Below are 24,919 nucleotides of genomic sequence, written 5' to 3'. Positions count from 1 at the left end.
TGGTTCAGTCCACCGAATGGAGCCCCTCGATGACCGAACAGACCGAGCGCTCCGTCGCCGAGCACGCGCTCACCGCGGTGCCCGACGGGACCGTCCCCGTCGAGCGGGCACCGGGCGAGAGGGCCCCGGCAGCCGGCGAGGCAGGTCAGGCCCCCGGGTTCGCCGCCGCGCCGTCCACCGCCCCGCCGCCGCTCACCGAACCCCGTCCCCTGGGAGAACCGCGCACCTGGCCCAGGGACTTCACCGACCGGCTGACCGCGCCGCTGCCCGGTGTCCGCGCGCTGGCCAGGATCGCCAGGGAAGGCAAGCTGCGTCCGGCCGAGGAAGCCATGGGGCAGATCCAGGACCTCCCGTTCGCCCCGGGACCGCTGCCACCGGCAGGACCCGGCACCGTCGCCCTCACCTGGGCGGGGCACGCCAGTTGGGTCGTACGGATCGGCGGACTCACCGTGCTGACCGACCCCGTGTGGTCCCGCAAGATCCTCGGCACACCGCCCCGGGTCACCCCGGTGGGAGTCCGCTGGGAGGACCTGCCGCCGGTCGACGCGGTGGTCATCAGCCACAACCACTACGACCACCTCGACGCCCCCACCCTCAAGCGCCTGCCCCGCACCACCCCGCTCCTGCTCCCCGCCGGCCTGGCGCCCTGGGCACGCCGCCGCGGCTTCACCCAGGTCACCGAGCTGGACTGGTGGGAGGCGGTCGAACTCCCCGCGCCCGAAGGGCCCGTGCGCTTCGACTTCGTGCCCGCGCACCACTGGAGCAAGCGGACTCTCGTCGACACCTGCCGCACCCTGTGGGGCGGCTGGCTGCTGACCGCGCCCGACGGCCGGCGGGTGCACTTCGCGGGCGACACCGGATACGGCCACTGGTTCGAGGAGATCGGCCGCCGCTACCCCGGCATCGACCTGGCGCTGCTGCCCATCGGCGCCTACGACCCGCGCTGGATGCTGCGCCCGGTGCACACCGACCCCGAAGAGGCGGTACGGGCCTGCCAGGACGTCGGCGCACGGGTGCTGGCACCGATGCACTGGTCGACGTTCCTGCTCTCCGGCGAGCCGCCGATGGAACCCCTGCACCGCGTCCGCGCCGCCTGGGCCGCCACCGGCCGCCCCCGCGACGACCTCTGGGACCTGCCGGTCGGCGCCTCCCGGGTCCTGCCCGTCCCCTGAACCCTCAGACCTCGCCGCGCCGTGGCCGCAGCCGCCGCCACAGTGCGGGCGCCGCGCCGATCAGGACGGTCAGGGCCACCGCGGCCACCACGCCCTCCCACGGCCTGCCGAACAGCGAACCGCCGGCCAGCCCGATGAGCTGGTACGTCGCCGCCCACGCCAGGCACGCGGGAACGTCGCCGCGGGCGAACGTGCGCAGCGGCATCGCCGACAGCAGGCACGCCAGCATGATCGGGATCCGGCCGGCCGGCACCAGCCGCGACAGGACCAGCACCAGCACGCCGTGCGCCCGCAGTTTCCGCTGCGCCTGCGCAAGACGCTCCGGCGCCGCACGGGCGCGCAGCCGCTCCAGCCAGCGCGATCCGCCCCGGGAGTGCGTGCCGCGGCTGCCCAGCCAGTACAGCCCCAGGTCACCCAGGAACGCCGCGAACGACGCCACGGCGAAGACGATCAGCAGCGCGAACGGCGACGACTGGTGGAAGGCCACCACGGCCGCCGAGCTGACCACCGCCCCCGTCGGCACCACCGGCACCAAGGACCCCAGCACCACCAGCAGAAAGAGCGACGGATACGCCACCGCCTGCTGCGTCGACTCCGGTGGGGCGTCCGCGAGCAGCGTCACGGCCAACGGCGTCATCGTGCGACCACCGGCCGTACCGACTCGCCGTGCCCGATCCTGTGCACCGTCACATCCGGTGCCAGCAGAGCGACCTGACGTGCGAACTCCTCGCCGGGGGCGTGGAATTCGTGCGGTCGCACCGCGTCGAGGCCGATCGGCCAGTACGTGCCGTAGTGCACCGGGACGGCACTGGCCGGCGCCAGCAGCGCCACCGCCTCGGCCGCCCGCCGCGGGTTGAGATGCCCGCTGCCCAGGAACGGCCCCCAGCCGCCCACCGGCAACAGCGCCACCTCGCACGGCCCGACGGCCTCGGCCATCCCGTCGAACAGGCCGGTGTCGCCCGCGAAGTACGTCCGTACCGTGCCGTGCACGACGTAGCCGAGCGCGGGCGAGAGATGCGGCCCGTACGGCAGCCGCCGCCCGTCGTGCGCCGCGTGCACCGCCCGTACGGTCACCGTGCCCGCGCCGTCGGCCGCCCCGGCCTCCAGGACGTCCCCCGGCACGACCTCGGTGATCCGCAGCCCGCGCGCCGCGGCCACCCGCCGCAGTCCCGGCACCGCGGCGCGGGCGCCGTACGGCACCACGAGCCGCGTGCCGGGCGCGAGGCCGGCGAGCGAGGCGGGGTGCAGATGATCGGCGTGCAGATGGGACACCAGGACCAGGTCGGCGCGGGCGGCGGCGGGCGGCGGCAGCGCGCCGCGGCGGCGCCGCAGATGGGCCAGCCGGCGGGTGAACAGCGGATCGGTCAGCACCCGCACCCCGGAGTCCTCGATCGTCGCGGTGGCATGCCCCCACCAGGTGACCTCCGGCACCGCTGACCTCCCGACTCGTGGCACTGCCTTCCGATCCTGCCTCATCCCGCAGGGAGCGCGGCACGGGGGATCGGAATGCCGGGCGGGGGCGGGCCGGACGGCCACGCCGCGGATAGGGGATTCCTATGCATCTGCGGCATTTCATGCATACCGGGGCACAGGTCATCGAGCGGTCTGTTTATGACACGCTTGGCGGGATGTCCGTGCGGTCGGCGCGGGCCGGAGCGTGAGGTGGTAGGGCGTGCGGACGCCGCGATGGGGGACTCTCGGTGGCGCCCTGTGGCGGGTACTCGCCGTGTGGGCGGTGTCCAGTCTCACCCTGCTGCTGCTCGCCGCGGTGCTGCCCGACTTCCGCCTCCAGTCGCAGAACGGCGACAGCTTCACCCGCACCGCACTCACCGCCGCCCTCGGCGCCGGCGCCTTCGGCCTGCTCAGCGCCCTGGTCTGGCCGCTGCTCGTGCGGGCCCTGCTGCTGGTGCCCGCCCTCGTGCTCGGCCTGCTGGTCTTCTTCCTCAACGGCTCGCTGCTGCTGCTCGCCCTCGGCCTGATCCCCGAGGGCCGGGGCCAGGCCGCCCCCGAGACCGCCGTGATCGTCGCCGCCGTGATGTCCGCGACCTCGTCGGCCACCTCCGCCTTCCTCGCCGTACGCAACGACGAGGCGTACCGCCGCCGGCTGGTGCGGCTCGCGGGCCGGCGTGCCCGCCGGGCCGGTGCCGCCACCGGCCCCCGCGCACCCGGCACCCTCTTCCTCCAGCTCGACGGGGTGGGGCACGACCTGCTGCGGGAGGCCACCGAGGGCGAGCGACCGCTGATGGAGACCGTCGCCCGCTGGCGGGCCACCAGCCACCGCCTCACCCCCTGGCGCACGGACTGGTCCAGCCAGACCGGCGCCAGCCAGCTCGGCATCCTGCACGGCAGCAACGAGGACCTGCCCGCCTTCCGCTGGTACGAGAAGGAGACCGGCGAACTCGTCGTCAGCAACCGGCCGACCAGCGCCGCCGAACTCCAGCGCCGGGCCGTCGAGCGCACCGGCGACGGCGGTCTGCTCGCCCACGACGGCGCCAGCCGCGGCAACCTCTTCAGCGGCGGCGCCGACCAGGTCGCGCTGGTCATGTCGGTCGCCGCCCGCCGCGGCCGGTACAACCGCTCCCGGGCCGGCTACTTCGCGTACTTCTCCGACCCGGGCAACGCCACCCGCACCGCCGTCTCCTTCCTCGCCGAGATCTGCCGCGAGATCGCCCAGTCGCTGCGCACCCGCTTCCGCCGGGAGCAGCCGCGGGTCAAGCGCGGCGGCCTCTATCCCGTCATCCGCGCCTTCGCGACCGTCGTCGAACGCGACGTGGTGGTCGCCGCCGTCGTCGGCGACATGCTGGCAGGACGCGCCGCCGTCTACGCCGACCTGGTCGCCTACGACGAGGTCGCGCACCACTCGGGGCCGAGCCACCGCGACACCCACCAGGTGCTGCGCAGCCTGGACCGGGCCGTCGCGCTGCTCGCCAAGGCGTCCCGGCACGCCCCGCGCCCCTACCGCATCGTGCTGCTCTCGGACCACGGCCAGAGCCCCGGCGTGACGTTCCTGGAGCGCTACGGGCTGCGCCTGGGCGACCTGGTGCGGGCCGGCTGCGGGCTGCCGGTGCCGCGGCGGGCCGGGCGTACCCGCAGTGGTGCCGAGGCCAGGCAGGCGGCGCGGGCCGCGCTGGGCCGCCCGGAGGAGCGGGAAGGACACAGCAGGTCCCAGCCGGTCGTGCTGGCATCAGGCAACCTCGGCCTGGTGTCGTTCCCCGACATACCGGGCCGGGTCACCCGCGAGGAACTGGACCGCAGGAACCCCGCGCTGCTCGGCACCCTCGCCAACCACCCCGGCATCGGCTTCCTGCTGGTCCGCTCGGCGGAACACGGCGCCGTGGTGCTCGGCCCGTCCGGCGCCGAGCACCACCTGGACACCGGCCGCGTCATCGGCACCGATCCGCTGGCCGCGTTCGGCGAGGGCGCCGCCGACGCGGTACGCCGCACCGACCGCTTCCCGCACGTCGCCGACATCATGGTCAACTCCGCCTACGACCCGGCGACGGGCGAGGTGCACGCCTTTGAGGAGCAGATCGGCTCGCACGGCGGTCTCGGCGGCGCGCAGAGCCATCCCTTCCTGCTGTGGCCGGATGAGCTGTCGCCGCCGGTGGCGGACGGCGGTGAACTGGTCGGCGCCGAGCAGGTGCACCGCGTCCTGCGCCGCTGGCTGCGCGAGGAGGACGGGCCGCAGCTGCCCCTCACCACCGGGGCCGGACGGTTGTGCACGCAGGTGTCACCCGCTCCGGCCGCCGCGTCGCGCTCCGCGGACGATGCGAACGAACTACGGTCCGAAACGGTCAAGCCCGAAGGTTTTCCGTCGTACGACTATCCGGCGCAGGACAAAACCCGCTGATTTTGGGGCGGGTGTCCGTTCGTCGACGATAGGGAGTCGCTCGGCAATCCCGGGTGCACAGCGCACGACGAGAGGCCCACCACGCCATGCACGACCGGCACACCCGCCGCTTCGGTCTCGGAACCGCCACCTGCCTGGTGATGGGCAACATCATCGGCGGTGGCATCTTCCTGCTGCCGGCGTCCGTGGCCCCCTTCGGCACCGTCAGCCTCGTTGCCTTCGGCGTCCTGACCCTCGGCGCCCTCGCCCTCGCCCTGGTCTTCGGCCGGCTGGCCAGGCGCCACCCCGACACCGGCGGCCCCTACGTCTACGCCCGCGAGGCGTTCGGCGACTTCGCGGGATTCCTGTCCGCCTGGTCGTACTGGACCATGACCTGGGTCAGCAACGCGGCCCTCGCGGTCGCCGCCGTCGGCTACGTCCACGTCCTCTTCCCCGGGCACGCCTCGCGCGGCACCGACCTCGCGGTGGCCCTGGGCGCGCTGTGGCTGCCGGCCCTCGCCAACTTCGCCGGCACCCGCTACGTCGGCGCCGTCCAACTGGTCTCCACCGTCCTGAAGTTCGTCCCGCTGCTGTTCATCGCCGTCGTCGGCATGTTCTTCTTCGACCCGGACAACCTCGGCTCCTTCAACGCGAGCGGCCACAGCACACTCGGCGGCATGTCGGCAGCCGCGGCGATCCTGCTCTACAGCTACGTCGGCGTGGAGTCCGCCGCGATGAGCGCGGGCGAGGTCCGCGACCCGGAGCGCAACGTCGGGCGGGCCACCGTACTCGGCACCATCGGCGCCGCCGTCGTCTACCTCCTGGGCACCCTCGCGGTCTTCGGCACCGTCGCCCACGACAAGCTCGTCGCCTCCAAGGCGCCCTTCTCGGACGCGGTCAACGCGATGTTCGGCGGCCAGTGGGGCGGCACGGTCATCGCGGCAGCCGCCGTCATCTCGATCATCGGCGCGCTCAACGGCTGGACGCTGATGAGCGCCCAGTCCCCGTACGCGGCGGCCAAGGACGGTCTCTTCCCCGCCGCCTTCCTCACCAAGCGGCGCGGCGTACCGACCTTCGGCGTCCTCGCCGCCGTGGTGCTGGCGAGCGCCCTGACGGTGATCAACTACCTGACGGGGACCAGCGGCGTCTTCGAGATCCTGGTGCTGATCACCACCTTCTCGGCGACCGTCCCCTACCTCCTCGCGGCCGGCGCCCAGATCTACTTCCTGCTCTCCGGGCAGCGCGACAAGGTCCGCCCGGCCCGCTTCGCCCGCGACCTGACCCTCGCGCTCGCCGCCTTCGGCTTCACCTTCTGGCTCGTCGCCGGCGCCGGCTACGCCGCGATCTACCAGGGCGTGCTGTTCCTCTTCGCCGGGATCCTCGTCTACGCCTTCATGTCGGCCCGCCGCAAGGGCCGCGCCGGGGCGGCGCCGGAGCCCGCCGCCGTCGACAGTCCGTAACACCGCCAGGCAGCCGCGGACCGGGCGGGCCTCAGCCCTCCCGGTGCCCGTCGGCCCGCTCGTGCCAGCGCGCGAGGAGCCGCTCCAGCGCCGCGGTCGACGCCTGGAGGGCGGCCACCGAACAGGTCTCGTCCGTGACGTGCGCCTGCTCCGGCTCGCCCGGCCCGTACAGCAGCACGGCAGGAGTGCCCAGCTTCCCGGCGAGCACCGAGGCGTCGGTGAAGTACGTGGCGCAGCACGGCTCCTGGCCATCCGCGTCGGCGGCGGGCGCCGTCCCCGGCACCAGCACGCCGGTCAGCTCGCGGGCCAGCGCGTCACCGGGGTCGGTGGCCACGCTCGGCAGGTCGAGGATCCGCTCGACGGTGACGTCGGCCCCGGCGTCCGCCGCCAGCCGGCGGACCGCGGCCACCGCGTCGGCCGAGGTGAAGCCCGGCACGGTGCGCACGTCGAGGGTGAGTTCGGCACGGTCGGGGACGAGGTTGGGCTGGATTCCGGCGTGGAACGTGCCGACGTTGACGGTGGCCGCGCCATGCGTGGCGCTGTGCGGCCAGTCGCCGTGCCGGTGGATGCGCTGCGCGGCGGCGGCCAGCTTGACCAGGGCGTTGTCGCCAAGCTCCGGCCGGGAACCGTGCGCGCTGCGGCCGTGCGCGGTCAGCCGCAGCCACAGTGCGCCCTTGTGCCCCAGGACGACGCGGTTGGCGGTCGGCTCGGCCACCAGCAGCACGGGGCTCGGCGCGAGCCCGTCCAGCGTCGCGGCGCCCTCACAGCCGGTCTCCTCGCCGAAGGTGAAGACCAGCTGCACGGCGGTGCCGGGGGAGTGCGCCGCGTGCCGGGTGGCGGCGGACACGATGCCGGCGACACCCGCCTTCATGTCACTGCTGCCGCGACCGCGCAGCCGGTCACCGTGGATCTCACCGCTCAGCGGATCGATCGACCAGCCGGAGGCGTCGGCAGGCACCGTGTCCAGGTGTCCGGTCAGGGTGACCGGGGTGCCGGCACCCCGGACGGCGACGAGGTTGGCGCGCCCCGCTTCCGGCTCCTCGACCCGGACGGCGAACCCCGCGTCCTCCAGGAGCGTGGCCAGGAACGCCGCGGCCGGCTCTTCGTCACCGCCCCGTGTGTCCATCCTGACGAGCTGCTGTGCGAGCGTCACGGCGTCGTCGTACACGGGATCTCCTGCCGGTGGGAGGGCGGCTGCGCAGAGCCGGGGGCGATCCCATACGACCAGATGTTGCGCATGTTGCGCAAGGGATTCCGTCCGTTCAGGCGTGGAATGGAGAGGGTGTGGAGGGATCGCATCGAGGGTCGCGCACCCGCCGCTTGCTGGACTTTGCGCAAAAAATTGTGAGGCGTTGGGCGGATGCGGTGACGTGCGGGCGTGCCAGGCTGGAAGGCGCGAGCCCGCAGGTGCGGGGCGGCGGCGGAGTGAGGGAGATGAGTGCCATGGCCAAGGTGGAACCGCTCGGTGACGAGGAGATCGGCGACCGCCTCGCGGAGCTGCCCGGATGGTCGGTGTCCGACGGCATGCTGCGGCGCGGCTATCGCTTCGCCGGGCACCTCCCGGCCGCCGTGATGGTCGTCCATATCGCCCAGATCCAGGAGGAGTTGGACCACCACGCGGATCTCACCCTCGGCTACCACGACCTGGCCGTGGCGGTGAACACGCACAGCATCGGCGGCCGGATCACCGCCCTCGACTTCGGCCTGGCCCGGCGCATCGAGGCCATCGCACCCGGCCACGGCGCGAGCTGAGAGCCGCGTCCCCTACTCCTGGTGCCCTGTCGCGCCGGGGCCGGAAGCCGGCGGCGGACCGGCCTCGGCGTCCGGCCGCGGCGCCTGCCGGGTCCGGCGCTTCCGGCCCGGTGCCACCCAGCCCGCGCGGGCCAGTTCGACGTTGAACTGGGCGCCGGACAGCAGCGAGAGGTGCGAGAACCACAGCCAGATGAGGAAGACCAGCGGCCCGGCGAGCGAACCGTAGAGGCGGTTGAAGGTGCCGACGTAGGACGCGTAGAACGTGAAGGCCGCGGACGACACCAGCCACAGCAGGACCGAGACCACCCCGCCGGGGACCACCCGGCGCACCCCGCGGGAACTCGGCGGCCCCGACCGGAACAGCACCATCACCAGGACCACCGCCAACACCAGCAGCAACGGCCACTGGAGGATGCTCCAGGTGTCCTCGCCGAACGCGCCGAGCCCCAGCGACCGGCTGACCGCCGAGGCGATCGGCCCGCTGATCAGCAGGGCCACCGCGCTGCTGATCAGCAACGCCATCAGCAGCAGCGCGGTGGCGAGGATGCGCGGCGCCTTGCGCCACGGCGGCCGGTCGTCCCGTACCCGGTTCATCGCGTGCAACGCCCGCCGGAACACCGCCAGATAGCTGCACGACGACCACAGCGCGCTGACCAGCGCGCCGCTCACCAGCAGCCAGGCGGCGGTCCGCTGGTGCGCCATGCCGACCAGCGCGCGCCGCAGCGGCGGGCCCGACTGGGCGGGGGCGATCGACGTGAGGTGGTTGATCAGCTGCTCGGTCGCCGCGGGGTCGGCGAGCCCGATCAGCGACACCGTCACGATCAGCGAGGGCAGCAGCGCCAGGACGGAGTAGTACGTCAGGCTCGCCGCCCAGTCCGTCACGTCGTCGTTCCAGACCGACACCGGCGTACGGCGCAGCGCGGTGCGGCACTGCGCCCAGCTCGGCAGCGGCGTCGTACGGGGCTGCGTCGGCGCACCGTCCCGTACGGTGTCCGCCGGCGTGGTGTCAGGGACGTGCCGGGGGCTCACGGGGTGCGGGGCCGGTAGCCGACCGGGGCGATCCGGATCACCAGGCGGGGCGGGCGGAGGAGGCCCAGCCGGTCGCGGCGGGCGGCGAGTTCGGCGGTGAGCGCATCGAGGACCTCGGTGGGGTCGCCGAAGGCCAGTACCGCCCGCACCACGGCCCGCCGGCCACGCACCCGCACCCGGGCGCCCGTTATGCCCGGCACGCGCAGGGCCGTATCGCGCAGCAGGGCGCCGACACCCCGGCGGTCGAGCGAGGCCCGCACGCCGGGCAGCAGCGGTTCCGTCGCCAACTCCCGGCGCGCGCCCGGCGTGAGCGCCAGCGCCACCATCGCCACCCCGGCCAGCGCGAGGGCCGAAGCGCCGCCGATCACCCACCGGTCGGTGGTGTGCACGGCGGCCGGTAGGTGGCTCAACAAGTGGGACCAGGAAGGGAGTTGGCCCCCGAAGGAAGCCACGAAGCGCGGCGCAAGCAGGGCGCCGCAGCCGATCAGGCCCATCAGGGCGGGCAGCGCCACGGCCCCGCGCCGCGCCGCCCCGGCCCGCCGCCTGGCACGCGTCCGCCCGCCGCCCCGCCCGGCCGCACCGGCGCTCCCCGCCGCGTACGGCCGCTGCGCGGCAGCCCCCGCCGTCACCTCACGACGATCCATCGCCGTCCTCCTCACGCCGCCCACCGGCCTCTCCGGATTCCGCGGCCGCTCCGGGCACTCCGCCCCGCCTGCCCGCCGCCCTGATGCAGTCAACCTCATGGCTCCGGCCCGTCAGACCCGGCCCGGCGCCATGCCCGCCGGCGGGCCGGTCCCTGATGCGTTCATCGGTATGTGCCCCCACTGGCTCGGCGTGTCCCCGTAAGGGCACGGTACGTGCACCGTGCCGCCCGGCGCGTCCTCCCAGGGGCTGGAGATGAGCGGTCCGTCCCCGGGGGTCCGGCAGCCCGGGACGCGCCCGCCTGGGCGGCGCCCGGAGCGGTGGAGTTCGTGGTCACCGTAGCGGGCATCGCGACCGGCTCCTCGTCGTGTCCGTGGGACGGACGCCGCTGCCGCGTTCGCGCCGCGGGGACCGCCGTGCACCGGCTCCGACCCCGGCGACCGGTGGGTGTCACGCACGACAGGCGGGAAATATTCGGCCGGAATGCCCGCCCATCCACGGTCCGATCGGTTACGAATCTCCTGCGTGAGGATTTTTGCCCCGCGCTGTCCCAAGGGCGGCAGGGGCCACGACCGCGCACGGAGGAGAGGAGCCGATGAGTGCCAGGACCCAGCGATGCCCTACTGGCCGTACGTGCCGGTGAGGGGGACGAAGGGGCCTTCGAAGTGCTGGTACGCCGCCACAGCGGGTTGCTCCTGAGCCTCGCCACCCGGCTGCTCGGCAGCCGCGCCGACGCGGAGGACGCCGTGCAGGAGGCGTTCGTCAGCGCCTGGCGGCGGATGCCGGAATTCCGGGGCGATGCCGCGTTCTCCACCTGGATGTACCGGATCGTGACCAACCGGTGCCTGAACGTGCTGCGGAGCCGGCGCCCCACCCAGGACCTCGGCTCGGTCCCCGAACCGACCGCTCCCGAGCACGCGTCGTCACCGGTGCGCGCCGCGGAGTCCACCGCGGCCGTCGAGGCCCTGTCCGATGCCCTCACCGGCCTCACCCCCGAGCAGCGCGCCTGCTGGGTGCTGCGGGAGTTGCACGGCCTGTCGTACGAGGAGATCGCCGAGGTCGTGGGCACCAGCCACCAGGCGGTGCGTGGGAGGGTGTTCCGAGCACGCCGTTATCTGACGGAGGTGATGGGCGCATGGCGCTGACCGATGACGACGACCCGATCCTGCCGTGCGGCCGAACGCTGTCGTCGGTGTGGAGCCAGGCGGAGGAGACCGAAGGGGCGGACGATCCGCACCTCGCCGGGTGCCCGTACTGCCGGGAGGCGCTGAGCCGCCTCGGCGTGCTGCACCGGTACGTCAGCGAGACGCGGCAGGCGGACGCGGCCGAGAGCGCGGGGGCGCACGCACAGCGGATCGCCGACCGCTTCACCGCGCGGGTGATGGACCTGGTCAGGACCGAAATCCGGCCCGGCCGCACACTGCCGCTCGGCGAGCCGGGCGACGACGCCTGGATCACCGAGGCGGCGGCGGCCAAGGCGTTCAGGGCCGCGGCGGAACGGGTGCCTGGCGTGCACGCGGGCAGCTGCCGGGTCACCCCGACCACCCCCGGCGGACCGGTCAAGGTGGTCGTGGAACTGGCGGCCGGCTTCACCTGGCCCGTGCCCGAACTGGCCGAGCGGGTCCGCCGCCAGATCAGGTCCGTGGCCGGGGACGGCGTCGGCATGGACGTCGAAGAGATCGACGTCCGCGTCGTGGACCTGCTGGACGACACCGGGGACGACGGGGACGGCACCGCCGGACCGGACGGCGCGCCCCGGGCCGCGACCGCAGCCCCCGACCGCCGTGCCGAACCCGACGAGGAGGAGGGCCCCGCATGAGCCGGCCGCAACGGCACGCGCTGGTGCTGCACGCCGCCGCCGACGCGGCCCGGGAGACGCCCGGCGTGGCCTTCCTCCGGCCCGGCCTCGGCGATCTGCTGCGCGGCGCGGTGCCGCGCGGGCCGGGCGGCGGCCCGGTGGCCGACACCCGCATGGCCGGAGTACGGGCCGAGCGCCGGGACCACCCCGAACGCTGGCACCTGCGCATCCACCTCGCGGTCCGCACCGGCCACCGGGCCGTCGACGTCACCCGCGCGGTCCGGGCCCGTACCGAAACCGCCGTACGGGAAGCGCTCGCGGACGGCGGCCAGGGCCCCGAGGTGAGCGTCACCGTGACGGTCACCGACATCACCTGAGGAGCTGCTCCGCCCGCCGCGGGTCAGCAGTGCCGGTGGACGTGACCGCTCTCGCCCTTCGGGCGGACGTCGCGGTCGCGCAGGACGAGGGCGAGGGAGGAACCCCAGGTCCGGCAGGCCGCGGCGAAGTCCGCTGCCCGGTACTCGATGTCGAAGACCCGGTCGTCGTAGGCCCTGGCGAACTCCTCGCACTCCCCGTAGCGACCGCACTCCTCGGTCACGGCGAAGTCGAAGCCGATACGGGTGTGCGCGCCGAGCAGGTCCGTGGTGTTCTTCTGGGCGATGGCCAGGCCCTTGCGGTGGGCGCGTTCGGCGAGCAGGCGGGCGAAGGCCGTCGCGTCGTCGGCGTCGAGCAGGCCCTGGGAGCGCTGGTAGGAGTCGAGGTTGTCGGGCTCCACCGCGTCGAATCCCGCGTCGGCGCACCCGTCGATCCAGCGGCCCACCACATCGGCCAGCGCGGCACGCCGCGCGCCGGTCGAGATGTCCAGCAGCGGCTCGTCCCAGTCCTCGTCGATGACCAGGTCGCCGTCGGGCCCGCCCTCGCGCAGGAGCAGATCGGGGTGTTTCCGCTGCCACCAGCGCAGGGCCTGCTCGCCCGGCTGGGTCTGGAACGCGTTGACGTAGCAGATGTTGTAGCGGCCGTCCGCGGGTTTCGCGGTGCGGTCGCGGGAGACCACCCGCACATCGGACGCGGGCCGGTACGGGCCGCCCAGTTGGTAGTCGAACGCGGCGTGGGCACGCGGCTGCCGTACGTCCTTCGCCTCGGCCCCGGTCGGGGCGGCCGAACCGGAGTGCGGCTCTCCGGAACCGGTGGTGGGGGTGCACCCCGCGAGGCAGGCCAGTACGAGCAGGAGCGCGGGCACGCCGCGGCGGAGTTGACGGGACACGGCGGCATTCGGCTTTCGGTCGGGGCAGTGAGGCGGGGCGGGACGACGGGAGGAAGATTACGGGCCGCCCGCCGATTCCCGCCCACCGGCCGTCAGTCCAGCCCGCGCGCCCGGCGGAAGCGGGCCGGCCCGTCCGCCGGATCCACCAGCGGCTCCGGGTAGTCGTACGCCGCCCGCTCCCGCGCTTCCAGCGTCCACGGACGGTGCACCGCAGCGCCCTCCAGCCGCGCCAACTCCGGTACCCAGCGCCGCACATACGCGCCGCGCGGATCGAACCGCCTGCCCTGGACGACCGGGTTGAGCACCCGGTTGGGGCGGGTGTCGGTGCCGGTGCCCGCCATCCACTGCCAGTTCAGCTGGTTGTTGGCGAGGTCGCCGTCCACCAGCAGGTCCAGGAAGTGCCGCGCGCCCACCCGCCAGTCCACGTACAGCGTCTTCGTCAGGAACCCGGCGACCAGCATCCGCGCGCGGTTGTGCATCCAGCCCTCGTGCAGCAGCTGCCGCATCGCCGCGTCCACGACCGGGTAGCCGGTGCGGCCCTCCTGCCACGCCGTCACCTCGGCGGTGTCCCGCCGCCAGCGGTCGCCCCTGGCGCGGTAGTCGCAGGACGCCGCGTCCGGGCGCGCGGCCAGCACCTGATGGTGGAAGTCCCGCCAGGCGAGCTGCCGTACGAAGGCCCGCGCGCCCGGATCGTCCCGGCTGGCCGCCTTGCGGACCAGCTCCACCGGCGAGAGGCAGCCGAAGTGCAGATACGGCGACAGGCGCGAGGTGGCGTCGCCCGGCAGGTCGTCGTGCCGGTCCTCGTAGGCGGCCAGACCGGACCGCTGCCAGGCCGCGAAGCGGCGGCGGCCCGCCGTCTCGCCGCCTTCGGGCAGCGCCGGGGACGGGCTCCCGCCGGGGCACAGGTCACCGGCGGCCGGGAGCGGATCGGAGCGCACCCCGTCCGGTACCGCGACGGTGCGCGGCGCGGGCCGCACCGTGCGCAGCCCCTTGGCCCGCCAGCGCCTGAAGTACGGCGTGAAGACGGCGAAATGGCCGCTGCCGCCGCCCGTGCGCCGCGCTCCCGTCGGCAGTACGGCGCCCGGCGGCACCGCCGTGATCACTCCGTCGTGCACCACCAGCGCCCGCCGCGCCGCGGCCAGCTCCGCGCCCAGCCGGCGCTCCCTGCGCACCGCGTACGCCGAGACCCCGGCCGCGACGTGCACCTCACCGGCCCCGGTCTCCTCGGCCACCCGGCAGGTCTCGGCGACCACCTCACCCGTACGGATGATCAGCCGCCCGCCGCGGTCACGGAGCCCGGCCGCGAGATCGGCCAGCGCGTCTGCCAGGAACGCCGCGCGGTTGGGCACCACGAACCCCGCGTCCGCGACACCGGAGTCGACGACGAACAGCGGCACCACCCGGGTACCGGAGCGCAGCGCGGCATCCAGGACGGGCTGATCGTGCAACCGCAGATCAGAACTGAACAGACAAACCGTCACATCCATGACACAGCCTTACCGCACCCCGGCCCCGGCCTCGCACGCACGGGGCCGGTACGGCGGCGGCCCGGCCGGTCAGGCGAAGGCGAGCCCCCGCCACGGCGACGCGGGATCCTGCGTGAGGACCCGGTGGACGTGCAGCGCCTCGGCGTACGGGGCGCCGAACCAGCCGTTGTCGAACGCGAGCATCCGGCCCAGCGCATACCCGGCGGCGAACTCGTCCCAGGAGCCGTACACCTCCCTGGCCTGCGCGCCGACCCGCAGCACCGCCTGCTCGGCCTGCGGCGGCGCGCACAGCCTGGCGCCCAGGCCCCAGCGGACGAGGTTCACGGCGTGGGCGAGGTCCAACGCGACGAGCGAGACGACCTCGCCGCCCGCGGGCAGCAACCCGTCCGCGCGGAACCGCTCTTCGTAACGGGTCACCAGCTCGGGCACATCGGTGTCCCCGGCCTCCCCGTCGTCCTCCTTGCGGGCCGCCGCGGGCTCCGCGTCGTCCCCCTCGCGGACGGCGTCCTTCGGGGCGTCCTGTGTACCGGCGGCGCGGGCACGCAGCGCCTCCTCCGTGCCGGCCGGGACGAACTGCCCGCCGAGCAGCTGGTCAAGCCGCTGCTGCCAGGTCGCCGGATCGGTCACCGACCACTGGTCCCGCAGCGTCTGCGCGTCCGACGCGTGGTCGAGGAAGACGGTGCCCAGCTCGTTCCACGGGACGCTGTGGTGCACGGCGATCGGCGCCCCGCAGGCCAGTCCCTGGGCGAGCGGGCCGTGCAGCGGCCCCGCCGCATGCGTGCTGAGCAGGCCGCCGGGCCGCACGCCGAACTGCCCGCGGGCCTGTAGCCAGACGGCGCGGTGCGCGGCCGTCGCGGCCAGATACGCGGCACACGGCGTGCCCGGGTTGACCGCGAGGTGCCACTTGCCGTTCGGCCAGTCCTGCGCCAGTTCCTCCACCGAGACCCGGTCGAAGAACTGCTGCGGCTGCCAGGGCGGCAGCATCCCGCGGGTCAGGACGGGAATGCACTTCCCGCCCGCCACGGGGTCGTCGTAGACCGGCAGCGGATCCTGGCCCTGCTGCGGCACCGCCAAATACATGTCCTCGCCCGCGACGGCCGCTATCTGCCCGTCCCGGTCACCACGCGCCGTCGCTTCACACAGCCGCCGCTCGATATCCGTCGGCGGCATCCATCCCGGAGTACCCACGGGAGTGACACTACGGCGCCCGGCGGTACGGGCGGCGCCCGGGTGGTTGCCGGACCGGCAAGGAACTTTGCTCCCCGGCGCTCCGATACCGCAGGCTCGGCGCCATGACTCACGACGACCACCGTCACGGCTCCCGGCCCGCCCCCGCGCACACCGCCGCCCACCACCACACCCACGACATGGACTGGGCGGTGCTCGGCCCGCTGCTGGAGAGCGGCGCCGAACTGCACACCCCGGTCTTCGAACAGGCCGCCGCCTGGCTCCGCGAACTGCTCGCCCCGCCCGCGGCGGACGACCGCGGCCCGGTACGCCGCATCCTCGACGTCGGCAGCGGGCCTGGTGTCACCACCTGTCTCCTCGCCCGCGCCTTCCCCGAGGCCGAGGTCGTCGCGGTGGACTCCAGCGAACCCCTGCTGGCCCGCGCCCGCGCCCGCGCCGACCGCCTCGGGCTCGCCGACCGCGTCCGCACCCACATCGCCGAACTCCCGGACGGCCTGGACGCGCCGACGGTCTCCGGTGACGGCTCCGGATCCGCCGACCGCCCCGTGTCCGGACCGGTCGGCGACGCCGATCTGATCTGGACGAGCAAGGCCCTGCACCACGTGGGCGACCAGCAGCGCGCCGTCGCCGCCCTCGCCCGCCACCTGCGGCCCGGCGGGCTGCTCGCCGTATCGGAAGGCGGGCTGGCCCCGCGGTCGCTGCCGCGCGACATCGGCATCGGCCGCCCCGGTCTCCAGGCCAGACTCGAAGCGACGACCGAGGAGTGGTTCGCGCAGATGAGGGCCGAGCTGCCGGGCGCCGCCGCCGTCGTCGAGGACTGGCCCGCGATGCTGACCGAAGCCGGCCTGCACACCCCGCGCACCCGCAGCTTCCTGCTGGACCTGCCGGCCCCGCTGTCCGCCGAAGGCCGCGCCTACGTCCTGGAGGGTCTGTCCCGCAGCGCCGAGATGCACGGCGACCTGTTCGCCCCCGACGACCTGGCCACCATCGGCCGCCTCACCGACCCGGACGACCCGGCCGGCGTCGCCCGCCGCCCCGACGTCTTCCTGCTCACCGCCCAGACCGTGCACACCGCCCGCGCACACTGACGAGCCGCCGGTGCGTCCCGCCCTCAGCCCGGAGGGCGGGCCGCGCGGTGCCCGGTCCGGCCGGCCGTCTCCCGGCGGCGTGGCAGCCCCGGAGCCCGCTGGCTAAGCTCGGTGAGGGGGCCGACGACCCGATCGATGGAGGCTCCGATGAAGCTGGTGCCCGATCCGCGCGACGTGGCCCCGCGCCTCGCCACAGGCGCGTTCATCCTCAACTCCGGCCTCGGCAAACTCCACGCCGACCAGGCGACGGCCGAGGGCGTGCACGGCATGGCCTGCACGGCGTACCCCTTCCTGGAGAAGATCGAGGCCCAGAAGTTCACCAAGCTCCTGGCCTGCGCGGAACTCGCCGTCGGCGGCGCCCTGCTCGCCCCCTTCGTGCCCAGCCGGATCGCCGGTGTCGGCCTCACCGGGTTCTCCGCCGGCCTCGTCGGTCTCTACCTGCGCCTTCCCGGAATGCGTGAATCCGGCAGCCTGCGTCCCACCCCGGACGGCATCCCGCTGGCCAAGGACACCTGGATGCTGGGGATCGGCCTCGGCCTGCTCAGCTCCGGGGCGCGCTGGTGCTGCCCGTCAGGATCCCGGCGCGGCAGGCGGTGCCGCCGCCGCTGACGGACACGACGGCGCCGCCGCTCCGCGGTGACGGGGCGGCGGCGCCGTTGCGACGGGACGGCCGGGTCAGGCCACGTCGAAGGTGTCCGGGTCCGGGCCAAGCCGGGTGCCGTTGTCCAGCTCGGCGATGGCCGCGAGGTCGGCGTCGTCCAGCTCAAAGCCGAAGACGTCGATGTTCGCCGCGATGCGCGAGGGGGTCACCGACTTCGGGATGACGACGTTGCCGAGCTGGAGGTGCCAGCGCAGCACGACCTGGGCGGGGGTCTTGCCGTGCTTGTCCGCGATGCGGGCGAGCGACGGGTCCTCCAGGAGTCCCTTGCCCTGGCCCAGCGGCGACCAGGCTTCGGTCGCGATGTGGTGGCGGGCGTGCACGGCGCGGGCCTGTGCCTGGGCGAACTGCGGGTGCAGCTCGATCTGGTTGACCGCGGGCACGACGGACGTCTCGCCCAGCAGCCGCTCCAGGTGGGCGGGCTGGAAGTTGGAGACGCCGATGGCCTTGGCGCGGCCGTCCGCGTAGATCTTCTCGAAGGCGCGGTAGGTGTCGATGTACGTGTCCTTGGCCGGCAGCGGCCAGTGGATGAGGTACAGGTCGACGTGGTCGAGGCCCAGCTTGGCGAGCGAGGTGTCGAAGGCGCGCAGAGTGGAGTCGTAGCCCTGCTCGGAGTTCCAGAGCTTCGTCGTGACGAACAGGTCGTCACGGGCGATGCCGGAAGCGGCGATGGCCCTGCCCGTGCCCTCTTCGTTGCCGTAGATGGCAGCGGTGTCGATGCTGCGGTAGCCCGCCTCAAGGGCGTGGCCGACGGCGGTGGCCGCCTCGTCGTCCGGCACCTGCCAGACGCCGAATCCGAGCTGCGGCATCGAGACGCCGTTGTTGAGCGTGATGGTGGGGACCTGGCTCACGGGGAATGCGATCCTTACGTCGGCTTGCGTGTTCGCGAATGACAACGATCATCCGCGCTCCCGCATTCCCGCACCGGCCCACGACATGCGGAGAATCACCCGATCCGTCGGCTCCGCCCGGCCGGTCAGCCCCGGTACAGCGCGTCCACCTCGACCAGGTAGGCCGCCTCGATCGCCCTGCGCTTCAGCTTCAGGGACGGCGTCAGCAGCCCGTGCTCCTCGCTGAACTGGTTGGCGAGTATCCGGAAGGTACGGATCGACTCGGCCTGCGAGACAAGGGTGTTGGCGGCGACCACCGCGCGCCGGATCTCGGTCTCCAGGTCGGGGTCGCGCACCAGGTCGGTCGGCGGCATCTCCGGCTTGCCCCGCATCGTCAGCCAGTGCGTGACGGCCTCCGGGTCGAGGGTCACCAGCGCCGCGATGAACGGCCTGTTGTTGCCGACGACGATGCACTGCGCCACCAGCGGGTGCGCCCGCACCCGCTCCTCCAGGACCACCGGTGACACCGTCTTGCCGCCGGAGGTGATCAGCACCTCCTTCTTGCGGCCGGTGATCGTCAGATAGCCGTCCTCGTCCAGCGCGCCCAGATCGCCGGTGGCGAACCAGCCGTCGTGCAGTACGGCGTCGGTCGCCTTCTTGTCGTTGAGGTAGCCGTGGAAGATCTGGCCGCCGTGCAGCCAGATCTCGCCGTCGTCGGCGATGTGCACGGTCGTGCCGGGGATCGGGGTGCCGACGGTGCCGAAGCGGGTGCGCTCGGGCGGGTTGGCGGTGGCGGCGGCGGTGCTCTCCGTCAGGCCGTAGCCCTCGAAGATCCGCACTCCGGCGCCGGCGAAGAACAGGCCGAGGCGGCGTTCCATCGCCGAGCCGCCGGACATCGCGTGCCGGACCCGGCCGCCCATCGCCTCCCTGACCTTGCTGTAGACGACCTTGTCGAAGAACTGGTGCTGCATCCGCAGCGAGGCGCCGGGGCCGCCGCCGGTGCCGAACGCCTTGTGTTCCATGGCCTCGGCGTAGCGGACCGAGACGTCGACGGCCTTGTCGAACGGCCCGAGCTTCCCCTCGGACTCCGCCTTGCGCCGGGCCGCGGCGAAGACCTTCTCGAAGATGTACGGCACCGCGAGGATGAAGCTGGGCCGGAAGGACTGGAGGTCGGGCAGCAGCGCGCGGGCGCTCAGCTCGGGCTGGTGCCCCAGCTTGACCCGGCCGCGGACGGCCGCGACCTGGACCATCCGCCCGAAGACGTGCGCCAGCGGCAGGAAGAGCAGTGTGGACGCCTCGTCGCCCGGCTTGGAGTGGAACACCGACTCGTAGCGCTCGACGATGTTGTCGGCCTCGGCCATGAAGTTGGCGTGCGAGACGATGCAGCCCTTGGGGCGGCCGGTGGTGCCCGAGGTGTATATGAGCGTGGCCGTGGCGTCGGGGGTGACCGCCATCCGGTGGCGGTGCACGACGTCGTCGTCGATGTGCGCCCCGGCAGCGGTCAGTTCCGCCACCGGGTCCGCGTCGAGCTGCCACAGTTTGCGCAGTTGGGGCAGCCGGTCGATGACCGAGCCGACGGTCATCGCGTGGTCCTCGTGCTCGACCAGGCACGCCGAGACGTCCGCGTTGTGCAGCATCCAGAAGACCTGCTCGGCGGACGAGGTGGGGTAGAGCGGGACGGTCTGGGCGCCGATGGACCACAGGGCGAAGTCGAAAACGGTCCACTCGTAGCGGGTGCGGGACATGATGCCGACCCGGTCGCCGAAGCGGACGCCCTGGGCGAGCAGGCCCTTGGCGAGGGCGAGCACCTCATCCCTGAACTGCCCCGCGGTGACGTCCTTCCAGTGCCCTTCGTCGTCCTTACGCGCGAGGGCGATCCGTCCGGGATCGGTGTCGGCGTGGTCGAAGACGGCGTCCGCCAGCCCGCCGACCCGGGGCGCGGTCGCCAAAGGCGGGACGGTGAACTCGCGCAATGACCCAGCTCCTCGTGGTACTCCTCACAGGGCCGCGACCGTACCCCACAGGAACGTCACGCGGGAGGTCCGTACCATGCCCCGCGCCCGGTTGCACAGTCCTTGGTCATCCGGCGAAACCGGGTCACTCCGGAGAAGACAGGACATGATCCGGTCGATTCGGTGCGGAACGATCACCACGCCGGGGCTTTATCTGCACCAAATCTCTGCACTGTTTTCGGCTCTGCGGCGCGGGTTCCGACCGCTGTGGCGGGCCGGTACGGGCGGTGAGCGGCCCCGGGGGAGCGGGAGTCGCGACGGCCCGGGGCGCGCGGGGCACAACAGTTCGGGACGGCTGGAAATCGACGGTAGGAGCAGGGGAGTTCGGGGGTTTTGCGGCGATGTGTCCGTGCGCCCGTCCGCCTAAGGGAGGTGCAGTCGGTCGCCGCCGGCCAGGATCGCGTCGGCCAGCGCCTCGGCGGGTCCGCGCTCCGCGCCGGAGCGCCGGCCGTACAGCAGGACGAAGTCCACGTCGCCCAGTTCGGGCAGCCCGGTCCGGGACGGGAGGCGTACCAGGCCGGGCGGGATCATGCCGAGGGTGTGGGCCATCACGCCGAGGCCCGCGCGGGTCGCGGCGATCAGCCCGTTCAGGCTGCCGCTGGTGCACGCGATGCGCCAGGCGCGGCCCTGGCGCTCCAGGGCGTCCAGCGCGCGGGCGCGGGTGACGGCGGGCGGCGGGAAGGCGACCAGCGGTACCGGACGGTGCGGATCCAGCCGCAGCCGGTCGGTGCCCACCCACACCAGGCGGTCCCGCCACACCAGTTGCCCGCGGGCCTCGTCGGAGTTCCGCTTCGCCAGCACCAGGTCGAGCCGGCCGGCCGCCAGCAGCTTGTGGAGTGTGCCCGACAGTTCGACGGTCAGCTCCAGGTCGACCTCGGGGTGCTCGCGGCGGAACCCCTCCAGGACCTCCGGCATCCGCGTCAGCACGAAGTCCTCGGACGCGCCGAACCGCAGCCGGCCGCGCAGCCGCGTCCCCGCGAAGAAGCCGGCGGCCCGCTCGTTCGCCTCCAGGATGGTGCGGGCGAAGCCGAGCATGGCCTCGCCGTCCTCGGTCAGTTCGACGCCGTGCGTATCCCGGGCGAACAGCCGCCGCCCGGCCGCCTCCTCCAGCTTGCGTACGTGCTGGCTCACGGTCGACTGCCGCAGCCCCATGCGCTGTGCGGCCTGGGTGAAGCTCAGTGTCTGCGCGACGGTCAGAAAAGTACGTAGTTGTACGGGGTCGAACATCGGCCACCTCCATGGCGTAGAAGTGCGGCGCGCCTCTTGAAGCCGCAGGCCGGATGGGCATCATTATTCGCGATGACAGTGACCACGGTAAACGGGGTTCCCGATTGCCGGAGCAACCGGCAATCTGGCGAGGGCACCGTCCATGCCACCCGTGACCGCCGAACGACCTGAAGTGAGATCCATGCGCCGCCCTTCGTTTTCCCTGCCCTCCTGGCTGCCCGTGGACGGCTACATCCTGGCGCTCCTCGGGACGGTCGGGCTCGCCGCCCTGCTGCCCGCGTCCGGTCCGGCCGCCACCGTCGCGGACGGCGCCTCCACCGGCGCCGTCTCGCTGCTCTTCTTCCTCTACGGATCCCGCCTCTCCACCCGCGAGGCGATGACGGGACTGCGCCACTGGCGGCTCCATCTGACCGCCCTGGCCTGCACGTTCGTGCTCTTCCCCGTGCTCGGCCTGGCGGCCCGCGTGCTGGTGCCGCACGTCCTGCCCGCCAACCTCTACACCGGGCTGCTGTTCCTGTGCCTGGTGCCGTCCACCATCCAGTCCTCCATCGCCTTCACCTCCATCGCGCGGGGCAACGTCGCGGCGGCGATCTGCGCCGGATCGTTCTCCAGCCTCATCGGCATCGTCGTCACCCCGCTGCTCGCCGCGCTGGTACTGGACGGCGAGGGCGCCGGCTTCTCGGCCGACTCGCTGGTCTCGATCGTCTGCCAGCTGCTGCTGCCGTTCCTGGCGGGCCAGTTGCTGCGCCGCTGGATCGGCGGCTTCATCACCCGGCACAAGAAGCTGCTCGGCTTCGTGGACCGCGGCTCGATCCTGCTCGTCGTCTACAGCGCCTTCAGCGCCGGCATGGTCGGGGGCATCTGGAGCCAGGTGTCGCCGCTGCGGCTGCTGTGCCTGGTGGGGGTGCTGGCCGTGCTGCTCGCGGCGATGCTGACCGCGACGTCGTACGGCTCGAAGAAGCTGGGCTTCAGCCGCGAGGACCGGATCGCGATCACTTTCGCCGGGTCGAAGAAGAGCCTGGCGGCGGGGCTGCCGATGGCCAGCGTGCTGTTCGGCGCGCAGGCCGGCCTCGCGGTGCTGCCGCTGATGGTCTTCCACCAGATGCAGCTGATGGTCTGCGCGGTGCTGGCGAAGCGGTACGCGGCGCAGGCGGCGGAGGAAGCGGTCGCCCCGGACGCACCGGACGTACCGGCGGTGAGCGGGCGGCCGGCCGCCGACGAGGCCGCGGTGGGCGCCGGGAGTTCCCGGGGATAGCGGCGGATCGCAGGTACCGGGCCCGGCGGACCGCCGGGCCCGGTCGCGGTCAGCGGCCCCGTACCCGGTCGAGCGGGAGCCGCAGCACCGTCGGCCCTGACGGTGCGGCGCCCGTGGTGCGCAGGCCGGTCAGCTCCTGGTCGGTCAGCGCCCCGCGGTAGACGCCGACCTCGTCGAGTGCGCCGGTGAACTGCGCCCGGCCGTCGAGCCGTTGGCCGAGGTGCACGCCGAAGACGGAGCCGCGGCTGACCGATCCCGGCACGTCGTGCGCCGTCGTGGTCGCCGTGCCGTCCACGGTCAGCCACAGCCGTCCGCCGCCGCGGCGCAGGGCGAGATGGTGCCAGCGCCCGTCGTTGTAGGAACCCGCGGTGGAGACCGTGGCGGTGGCCGGACGCGCCGCGCCTTCCACGGCGGTCAGCCGGCCGGTGATCCTGCCGTGCGCCGGGTCGCCGACCAGCGTGACCTGCGGTGCCGCGGCGCCGGACCCGCCCATCCACAGCAGTGGCTGCTCGCCGCCGGTCGCGTCGTAACGGAACCAGAGGCTGCATGTGAAGGCGTCGGTGCCCAGCGGGAGGGAAGCGCGGAACGGGAGGCGGACCGCGTCGTCGCTGCCGTCGAAGGCCAGGGCGCGGCCGAAGACGCCGTCGGTGGTCCTGGCCCCGCCCAGGACCAGGGCGCCGGGAGCGCCCGGGGCGGTGTCCCGGGTCGTCGGGTCGGGGGCACGGCGCGGGCCGAGCCACTGCTGGGTGAAGCGGGCGAAGCGCAGTTCGTCGCGGGCGTCGGCGGCGCCGCCTTCGTAGAACAGGCCGGTGACGTCGGGGGAGATGGCGACCAGGTCCGAGTAGCCGGACCAGTCCGTGGTGACGCGGGCGCCCCGCTCGACCCCCTCCCAGGTGCGGCCCTCGTCCCAGGAGGAGCGGATGGTCATGGTGCGCCGCCGTTCGGGGTCGGCGGGCGCCGCGAGCAGGGTCCGGCCGTGGCCGCCGGTGGCGCGGGACGGCGGAAGGCGGAGCGCCGATGCCTGCACCATCGGGGTGTAGAGGTCGGGGAGCGCGCGGAACGGGGTGCTGAAGGAGTCGCCGCCGTCCCGGCTGACCGCGACGGTGCGGTGGCCGAGGTCCGTGCCGTCCTGCTCGCGCCCGTTGACGTAGACCGAGCCGTCGGAGCGTTCCAGGAGGGCCATTTCGGAGGGTTTTTGGCGGAAGGCGCCCGCCCATTGCGGGCTTCCGTCGTTCATTTCCGGTACCCGGGGAGCGGCGCCCGCGGCGATCGGCCAGCTGTCGACGGCGCCGACCCGCCAGGTGTCACCGCCGTCGTCGCTGTGGACGAGGGCCGCGTGGTTGGCGGTGACCCGGCCGTCCGCGTAGCTCTCGGCATTGACGCCGACGATCAGCCGCCCCGCGTGCCGCCCGCGCGTGAGCTGGATGCCGTGCACCGGGCCCGTCGTGTACCAGGAGTTCCACTGCGGGGGCCGGACGGCGGGGGTGAGGTCGCGGGGCGCCGACCAGGTGGCGCCGTCGTCGTCGCTGTACTGGAGGTGGGGGGTGCGGTCGCAGGGGATGGCGCAGTTGAGGCCGTCGGTGCGGCCGGTGTTGTAGGTCTCGGCGAGGACGATGCGGCCGGTGCGGCGGTCGACGACGGGCACCGGATTGCCGTGGGTGTCGCCGCCGCCCTCGTTGACGACCTGGAGCGGGCCCCAGGTGCGGCCCCCGTCGGCCGAGCGCTTGAGGACGAGGTCGATGTCGCCGGCGTCGCCGCAGTCGTGCACCCGCCCCTCGGCGAAGGCGAGCAGGGTGCCGTGTGCCGACTCGACGACGGCCGGTATACGGAAGCAGGCGTAGCCCTCTTCGCTGTCCGCCCTGAAGAGGACCTGCTGGTCGAACCCGCCCGCCGGGCCGGTGCTCCGCGCCCCGGCCGGGAGCGTGGCGGCGCGGCCGGGTGCGGCGCCGGCCTGAGCGGTGGGGAGCAGGGTGAGCGCCGCGGTGGCCAGCGCGGCGAAGGCGGCGATGGCGCGCCGCCGGGTTCTGCTGCGGGGAGTGGAGTGTGCGCGGAGAACTGACGTCATGGTCCGGCCTGCCCTTCGAGGCGTCGGGCGTCGGTCATCAGGACAGGACATCCCACGTCCCATGTCCTGTGACGGAACGTACTGCCGCCGCTACAGCGCGACAAGGAGTGTGCGCCGGTTGGCCCGTCCCGGACCGGAATTCACCCGCCCGGACCGTGGCGGG

At 73.7% G+C, this 24,919-nt stretch carries 22 protein-coding genes; 10 read left to right on the top strand and 12 right to left on the bottom strand.

The window, feature by feature from the left end; genetic code table 11:
• The first annotated feature begins 29 nt into the window (after positions 1-29).
• A complete protein-coding gene (locus ACIBK8_RS18330; protein WP_399042885.1) occupies positions 30-1,172 on the top strand; it encodes an MBL fold metallo-hydrolase in 1,143 nt (380 codons plus the stop codon).
• A 4-nt stretch (positions 1,173-1,176) separates the two neighbouring features.
• Here the strand turns inward: ACIBK8_RS18330 and ACIBK8_RS18325 are convergent, their stop codons facing one another.
• On the bottom strand, positions 1,177-1,809 hold the full coding sequence (locus ACIBK8_RS18325; RefSeq protein WP_399042884.1) for a DedA family protein: 633 nt from the start codon (positions 1,807-1,809) through the stop codon (positions 1,177-1,179).
• Positions 1,806-2,648 carry an MBL fold metallo-hydrolase gene (locus ACIBK8_RS18320; RefSeq protein ID WP_399042883.1) on the bottom strand — a complete coding sequence of 281 codons (843 nt, stop codon included), beginning with the start codon at positions 2,646-2,648 and terminating at the stop codon, positions 1,806-1,808. The genes ACIBK8_RS18325 and ACIBK8_RS18320 overlap by 4 nt, the downstream gene beginning before the upstream one ends.
• Before the next feature lie 196 nt (positions 2,649-2,844).
• Between ACIBK8_RS18320 and ACIBK8_RS18315 the strand changes: the two genes are divergently transcribed.
• Both ACIBK8_RS18315 and ACIBK8_RS18310 read left to right on the top strand, forming a co-directional pair.
• Positions 2,845-5,022 (top strand): phage holin family protein, encoded by a 2,178-nt coding sequence (locus ACIBK8_RS18315; RefSeq protein ID WP_399042882.1) that lies wholly within the window; start codon positions 2,845-2,847, stop codon positions 5,020-5,022.
• A gap of 86 nt (positions 5,023-5,108) precedes the next feature.
• Positions 5,109-6,461: an amino acid permease gene (locus tag ACIBK8_RS18310; RefSeq protein WP_399042880.1), complete on the top strand. Its 1,353-nt coding sequence runs from the start codon at positions 5,109-5,111 to the stop codon at positions 6,459-6,461.
• Between the two features lie 31 nt (positions 6,462-6,492).
• Here the strand turns inward: ACIBK8_RS18310 and ACIBK8_RS18305 are convergent, their stop codons facing one another.
• Positions 6,493-7,629 (bottom strand): M20 family metallopeptidase, encoded by a 1,137-nt coding sequence (locus ACIBK8_RS18305; RefSeq protein ID WP_399042879.1) that lies wholly within the window; start codon positions 7,627-7,629, stop codon positions 6,493-6,495.
• 275 nt (positions 7,630-7,904) lie between these two features.
• On the opposite strand from ACIBK8_RS18305, the gene ACIBK8_RS18300 reads away from it, so the two are divergent.
• Complete coding sequence (locus ACIBK8_RS18300; RefSeq protein WP_399042878.1) at positions 7,905-8,213, top strand: 4a-hydroxytetrahydrobiopterin dehydratase; 309 nt, start codon at positions 7,905-7,907, stop codon at positions 8,211-8,213.
• Positions 8,214-8,225: 12 nt separating this feature from the next.
• Here ACIBK8_RS18300 and ACIBK8_RS18295 read toward each other — a convergent pair whose 3' ends face one another.
• Positions 8,226-9,161, bottom strand: coding sequence for a YihY/virulence factor BrkB family protein (locus ACIBK8_RS18295; protein ID WP_399043012.1), 936 nt, complete (start codon positions 9,159-9,161; stop codon positions 8,226-8,228).
• A 77-nt stretch (positions 9,162-9,238) separates the two neighbouring features.
• Positions 9,239-9,886 (bottom strand): DUF6286 domain-containing protein, encoded by a 648-nt coding sequence (locus ACIBK8_RS18290; RefSeq protein WP_399042877.1) that lies wholly within the window; start codon positions 9,884-9,886, stop codon positions 9,239-9,241.
• A 597-nt stretch (positions 9,887-10,483) separates the two neighbouring features.
• Between ACIBK8_RS18290 and ACIBK8_RS18285 the strand changes: the two genes are divergently transcribed.
• From ACIBK8_RS18285 to ACIBK8_RS18275, 3 genes are read left to right on the top strand one after another with little or no spacing between them, the layout of a single operon-like run.
• A complete protein-coding gene (locus ACIBK8_RS18285) occupies positions 10,484-11,029 on the top strand; it encodes an RNA polymerase sigma factor (RefSeq protein WP_399042876.1) in 546 nt (181 codons plus the stop codon).
• Positions 11,020-11,703, top strand: a complete 684-nt coding sequence (locus ACIBK8_RS18280) for a hypothetical protein (protein ID WP_399042875.1) — start codon at positions 11,020-11,022, stop codon at positions 11,701-11,703. The genes ACIBK8_RS18285 and ACIBK8_RS18280 overlap by 10 nt, the downstream gene beginning before the upstream one ends.
• On the top strand, positions 11,700-12,059 hold the full coding sequence (locus ACIBK8_RS18275; protein ID WP_399042874.1) for a hypothetical protein: 360 nt from the start codon (positions 11,700-11,702) through the stop codon (positions 12,057-12,059). The genes ACIBK8_RS18280 and ACIBK8_RS18275 overlap by 4 nt, the downstream gene beginning before the upstream one ends.
• 23 nt (positions 12,060-12,082) lie before the next feature.
• Here ACIBK8_RS18275 and ACIBK8_RS18270 read toward each other — a convergent pair whose 3' ends face one another.
• The 3 genes from ACIBK8_RS18270 to ACIBK8_RS18260 all read right to left on the bottom strand — a co-directional run bounded on the left by ACIBK8_RS18270 (position 12,083) and on the right by ACIBK8_RS18260 (position 15,603).
• Positions 12,083-12,946 (bottom strand): endo alpha-1,4 polygalactosaminidase, encoded by an 864-nt coding sequence (locus ACIBK8_RS18270; protein WP_399042873.1) that lies wholly within the window; start codon positions 12,944-12,946, stop codon positions 12,083-12,085.
• Positions 12,947-13,038: 92 nt separating this feature from the next.
• Positions 13,039-14,433 carry a cryptochrome/photolyase family protein gene (locus ACIBK8_RS18265; protein WP_399042872.1) on the bottom strand — a complete coding sequence of 465 codons (1,395 nt, stop codon included), beginning with the start codon at positions 14,431-14,433 and terminating at the stop codon, positions 13,039-13,041.
• Between the two features lie 69 nt (positions 14,434-14,502).
• Complete coding sequence (locus ACIBK8_RS18260; protein WP_399042871.1) at positions 14,503-15,603, bottom strand: DUF1266 domain-containing protein; 1,101 nt, start codon at positions 15,601-15,603, stop codon at positions 14,503-14,505.
• A gap of 122 nt (positions 15,604-15,725) precedes the next feature.
• On the opposite strand from ACIBK8_RS18260, the gene ACIBK8_RS18255 reads away from it, so the two are divergent.
• Both ACIBK8_RS18255 and ACIBK8_RS18250 read left to right on the top strand, forming a co-directional pair.
• Positions 15,726-16,709, top strand: a complete 984-nt coding sequence (locus ACIBK8_RS18255) for a class I SAM-dependent methyltransferase (protein ID WP_399042870.1) — start codon at positions 15,726-15,728, stop codon at positions 16,707-16,709.
• A gap of 147 nt (positions 16,710-16,856) precedes the next feature.
• Complete coding sequence (locus tag ACIBK8_RS18250) at positions 16,857-17,318, top strand: hypothetical protein (protein WP_399042869.1); 462 nt, start codon at positions 16,857-16,859, stop codon at positions 17,316-17,318.
• A 66-nt stretch (positions 17,319-17,384) separates the two neighbouring features.
• Here the strand turns inward: ACIBK8_RS18250 and ACIBK8_RS18245 are convergent, their stop codons facing one another.
• The 3 genes from ACIBK8_RS18245 to ACIBK8_RS18235 form a co-directional block, all read right to left on the bottom strand.
• Complete coding sequence (locus ACIBK8_RS18245; protein ID WP_399042868.1) at positions 17,385-18,218, bottom strand: aldo/keto reductase; 834 nt, start codon at positions 18,216-18,218, stop codon at positions 17,385-17,387.
• A 125-nt stretch (positions 18,219-18,343) separates the two neighbouring features.
• Positions 18,344-20,170, bottom strand: a complete 1,827-nt coding sequence (locus ACIBK8_RS18240) for an AMP-dependent synthetase/ligase (protein WP_399042866.1) — start codon at positions 20,168-20,170, stop codon at positions 18,344-18,346.
• Positions 20,171-20,572: 402 nt separating this feature from the next.
• Entirely contained in the window at positions 20,573-21,436 is an 864-nt protein-coding gene (locus ACIBK8_RS18235; protein ID WP_393681836.1) for a LysR substrate-binding domain-containing protein, read from the bottom strand.
• Positions 21,437-21,617: 181 nt separating this feature from the next.
• Between ACIBK8_RS18235 and ACIBK8_RS18230 the strand changes: the two genes are divergently transcribed.
• Positions 21,618-22,691: a bile acid:sodium symporter family protein gene (locus ACIBK8_RS18230; protein ID WP_399042865.1), complete on the top strand. Its 1,074-nt coding sequence runs from the start codon at positions 21,618-21,620 to the stop codon at positions 22,689-22,691.
• A gap of 49 nt (positions 22,692-22,740) precedes the next feature.
• Here ACIBK8_RS18230 and ACIBK8_RS18225 read toward each other — a convergent pair whose 3' ends face one another.
• Positions 22,741-24,756, bottom strand: coding sequence for an exo-alpha-sialidase (locus ACIBK8_RS18225; RefSeq protein ID WP_399042864.1), 2,016 nt, complete (start codon positions 24,754-24,756; stop codon positions 22,741-22,743).
• Positions 24,757-24,919: the final 163 nt, after the last annotated feature.

It is taken from the genome of Streptomyces sp. NPDC050161, assembly GCF_044460025.1.
Taxonomy (GTDB): Bacteria; Actinomycetota; Actinomycetes; order Streptomycetales; family Streptomycetaceae; genus Streptomyces.
Note: the sequence above shows the minus strand (reverse complement) of the source record. Positions and strands in the feature narration are given on the sequence as shown.

Bases quoted from the DNA above. Each gene is read 5' to 3' on its own strand.
- ACIBK8_RS18330 (WP_399042885.1), top strand. From the start codon at position 30: ATGACCGAACAGACCGAGCGCTCCGTCGCCGAGCACGCGCTCACCGCG.
- ACIBK8_RS18325 (WP_399042884.1), bottom strand. From the start codon at position 1,809: ATGACGCCGTTGGCCGTGACGCTGCTCGCGGACGCCCCACCGGAGTCG.
- ACIBK8_RS18320 (WP_399042883.1), bottom strand. From the start codon at position 2,648: ATGAGGCAGGATCGGAAGGCAGTGCCACGAGTCGGGAGGTCAGCGGTG.
- ACIBK8_RS18310 (WP_399042880.1), top strand. From the start codon at position 5,109: ATGCACGACCGGCACACCCGCCGCTTCGGTCTCGGAACCGCCACCTGC.
- ACIBK8_RS18300 (WP_399042878.1), top strand. From the start codon at position 7,905: ATGGCCAAGGTGGAACCGCTCGGTGACGAGGAGATCGGCGACCGCCTC.
- ACIBK8_RS18290 (WP_399042877.1), bottom strand. From the start codon at position 9,886: ATGGATCGTCGTGAGGTGACGGCGGGGGCTGCCGCGCAGCGGCCGTAC.
- ACIBK8_RS18280 (WP_399042875.1), top strand. From the start codon at position 11,020: ATGGCGCTGACCGATGACGACGACCCGATCCTGCCGTGCGGCCGAACG.
- ACIBK8_RS18275 (WP_399042874.1), top strand. From the start codon at position 11,700: ATGAGCCGGCCGCAACGGCACGCGCTGGTGCTGCACGCCGCCGCCGAC.
- ACIBK8_RS18265 (WP_399042872.1), bottom strand. From the start codon at position 14,433: ATGGATGTGACGGTTTGTCTGTTCAGTTCTGATCTGCGGTTGCACGAT.
- ACIBK8_RS18260 (WP_399042871.1), bottom strand. From the start codon at position 15,603: ATGCCGCCGACGGATATCGAGCGGCGGCTGTGTGAAGCGACGGCGCGT.
- ACIBK8_RS18255 (WP_399042870.1), top strand. From the start codon at position 15,726: ATGACTCACGACGACCACCGTCACGGCTCCCGGCCCGCCCCCGCGCAC.
- ACIBK8_RS18250 (WP_399042869.1), top strand. From the start codon at position 16,857: ATGAAGCTGGTGCCCGATCCGCGCGACGTGGCCCCGCGCCTCGCCACA.
- ACIBK8_RS18235 (WP_393681836.1), bottom strand. From the start codon at position 21,436: ATGTTCGACCCCGTACAACTACGTACTTTTCTGACCGTCGCGCAGACA.
- ACIBK8_RS18230 (WP_399042865.1), top strand. From the start codon at position 21,618: ATGCGCCGCCCTTCGTTTTCCCTGCCCTCCTGGCTGCCCGTGGACGGC.
- ACIBK8_RS18225 (WP_399042864.1), bottom strand. From the start codon at position 24,756: ATGACGTCAGTTCTCCGCGCACACTCCACTCCCCGCAGCAGAACCCGG.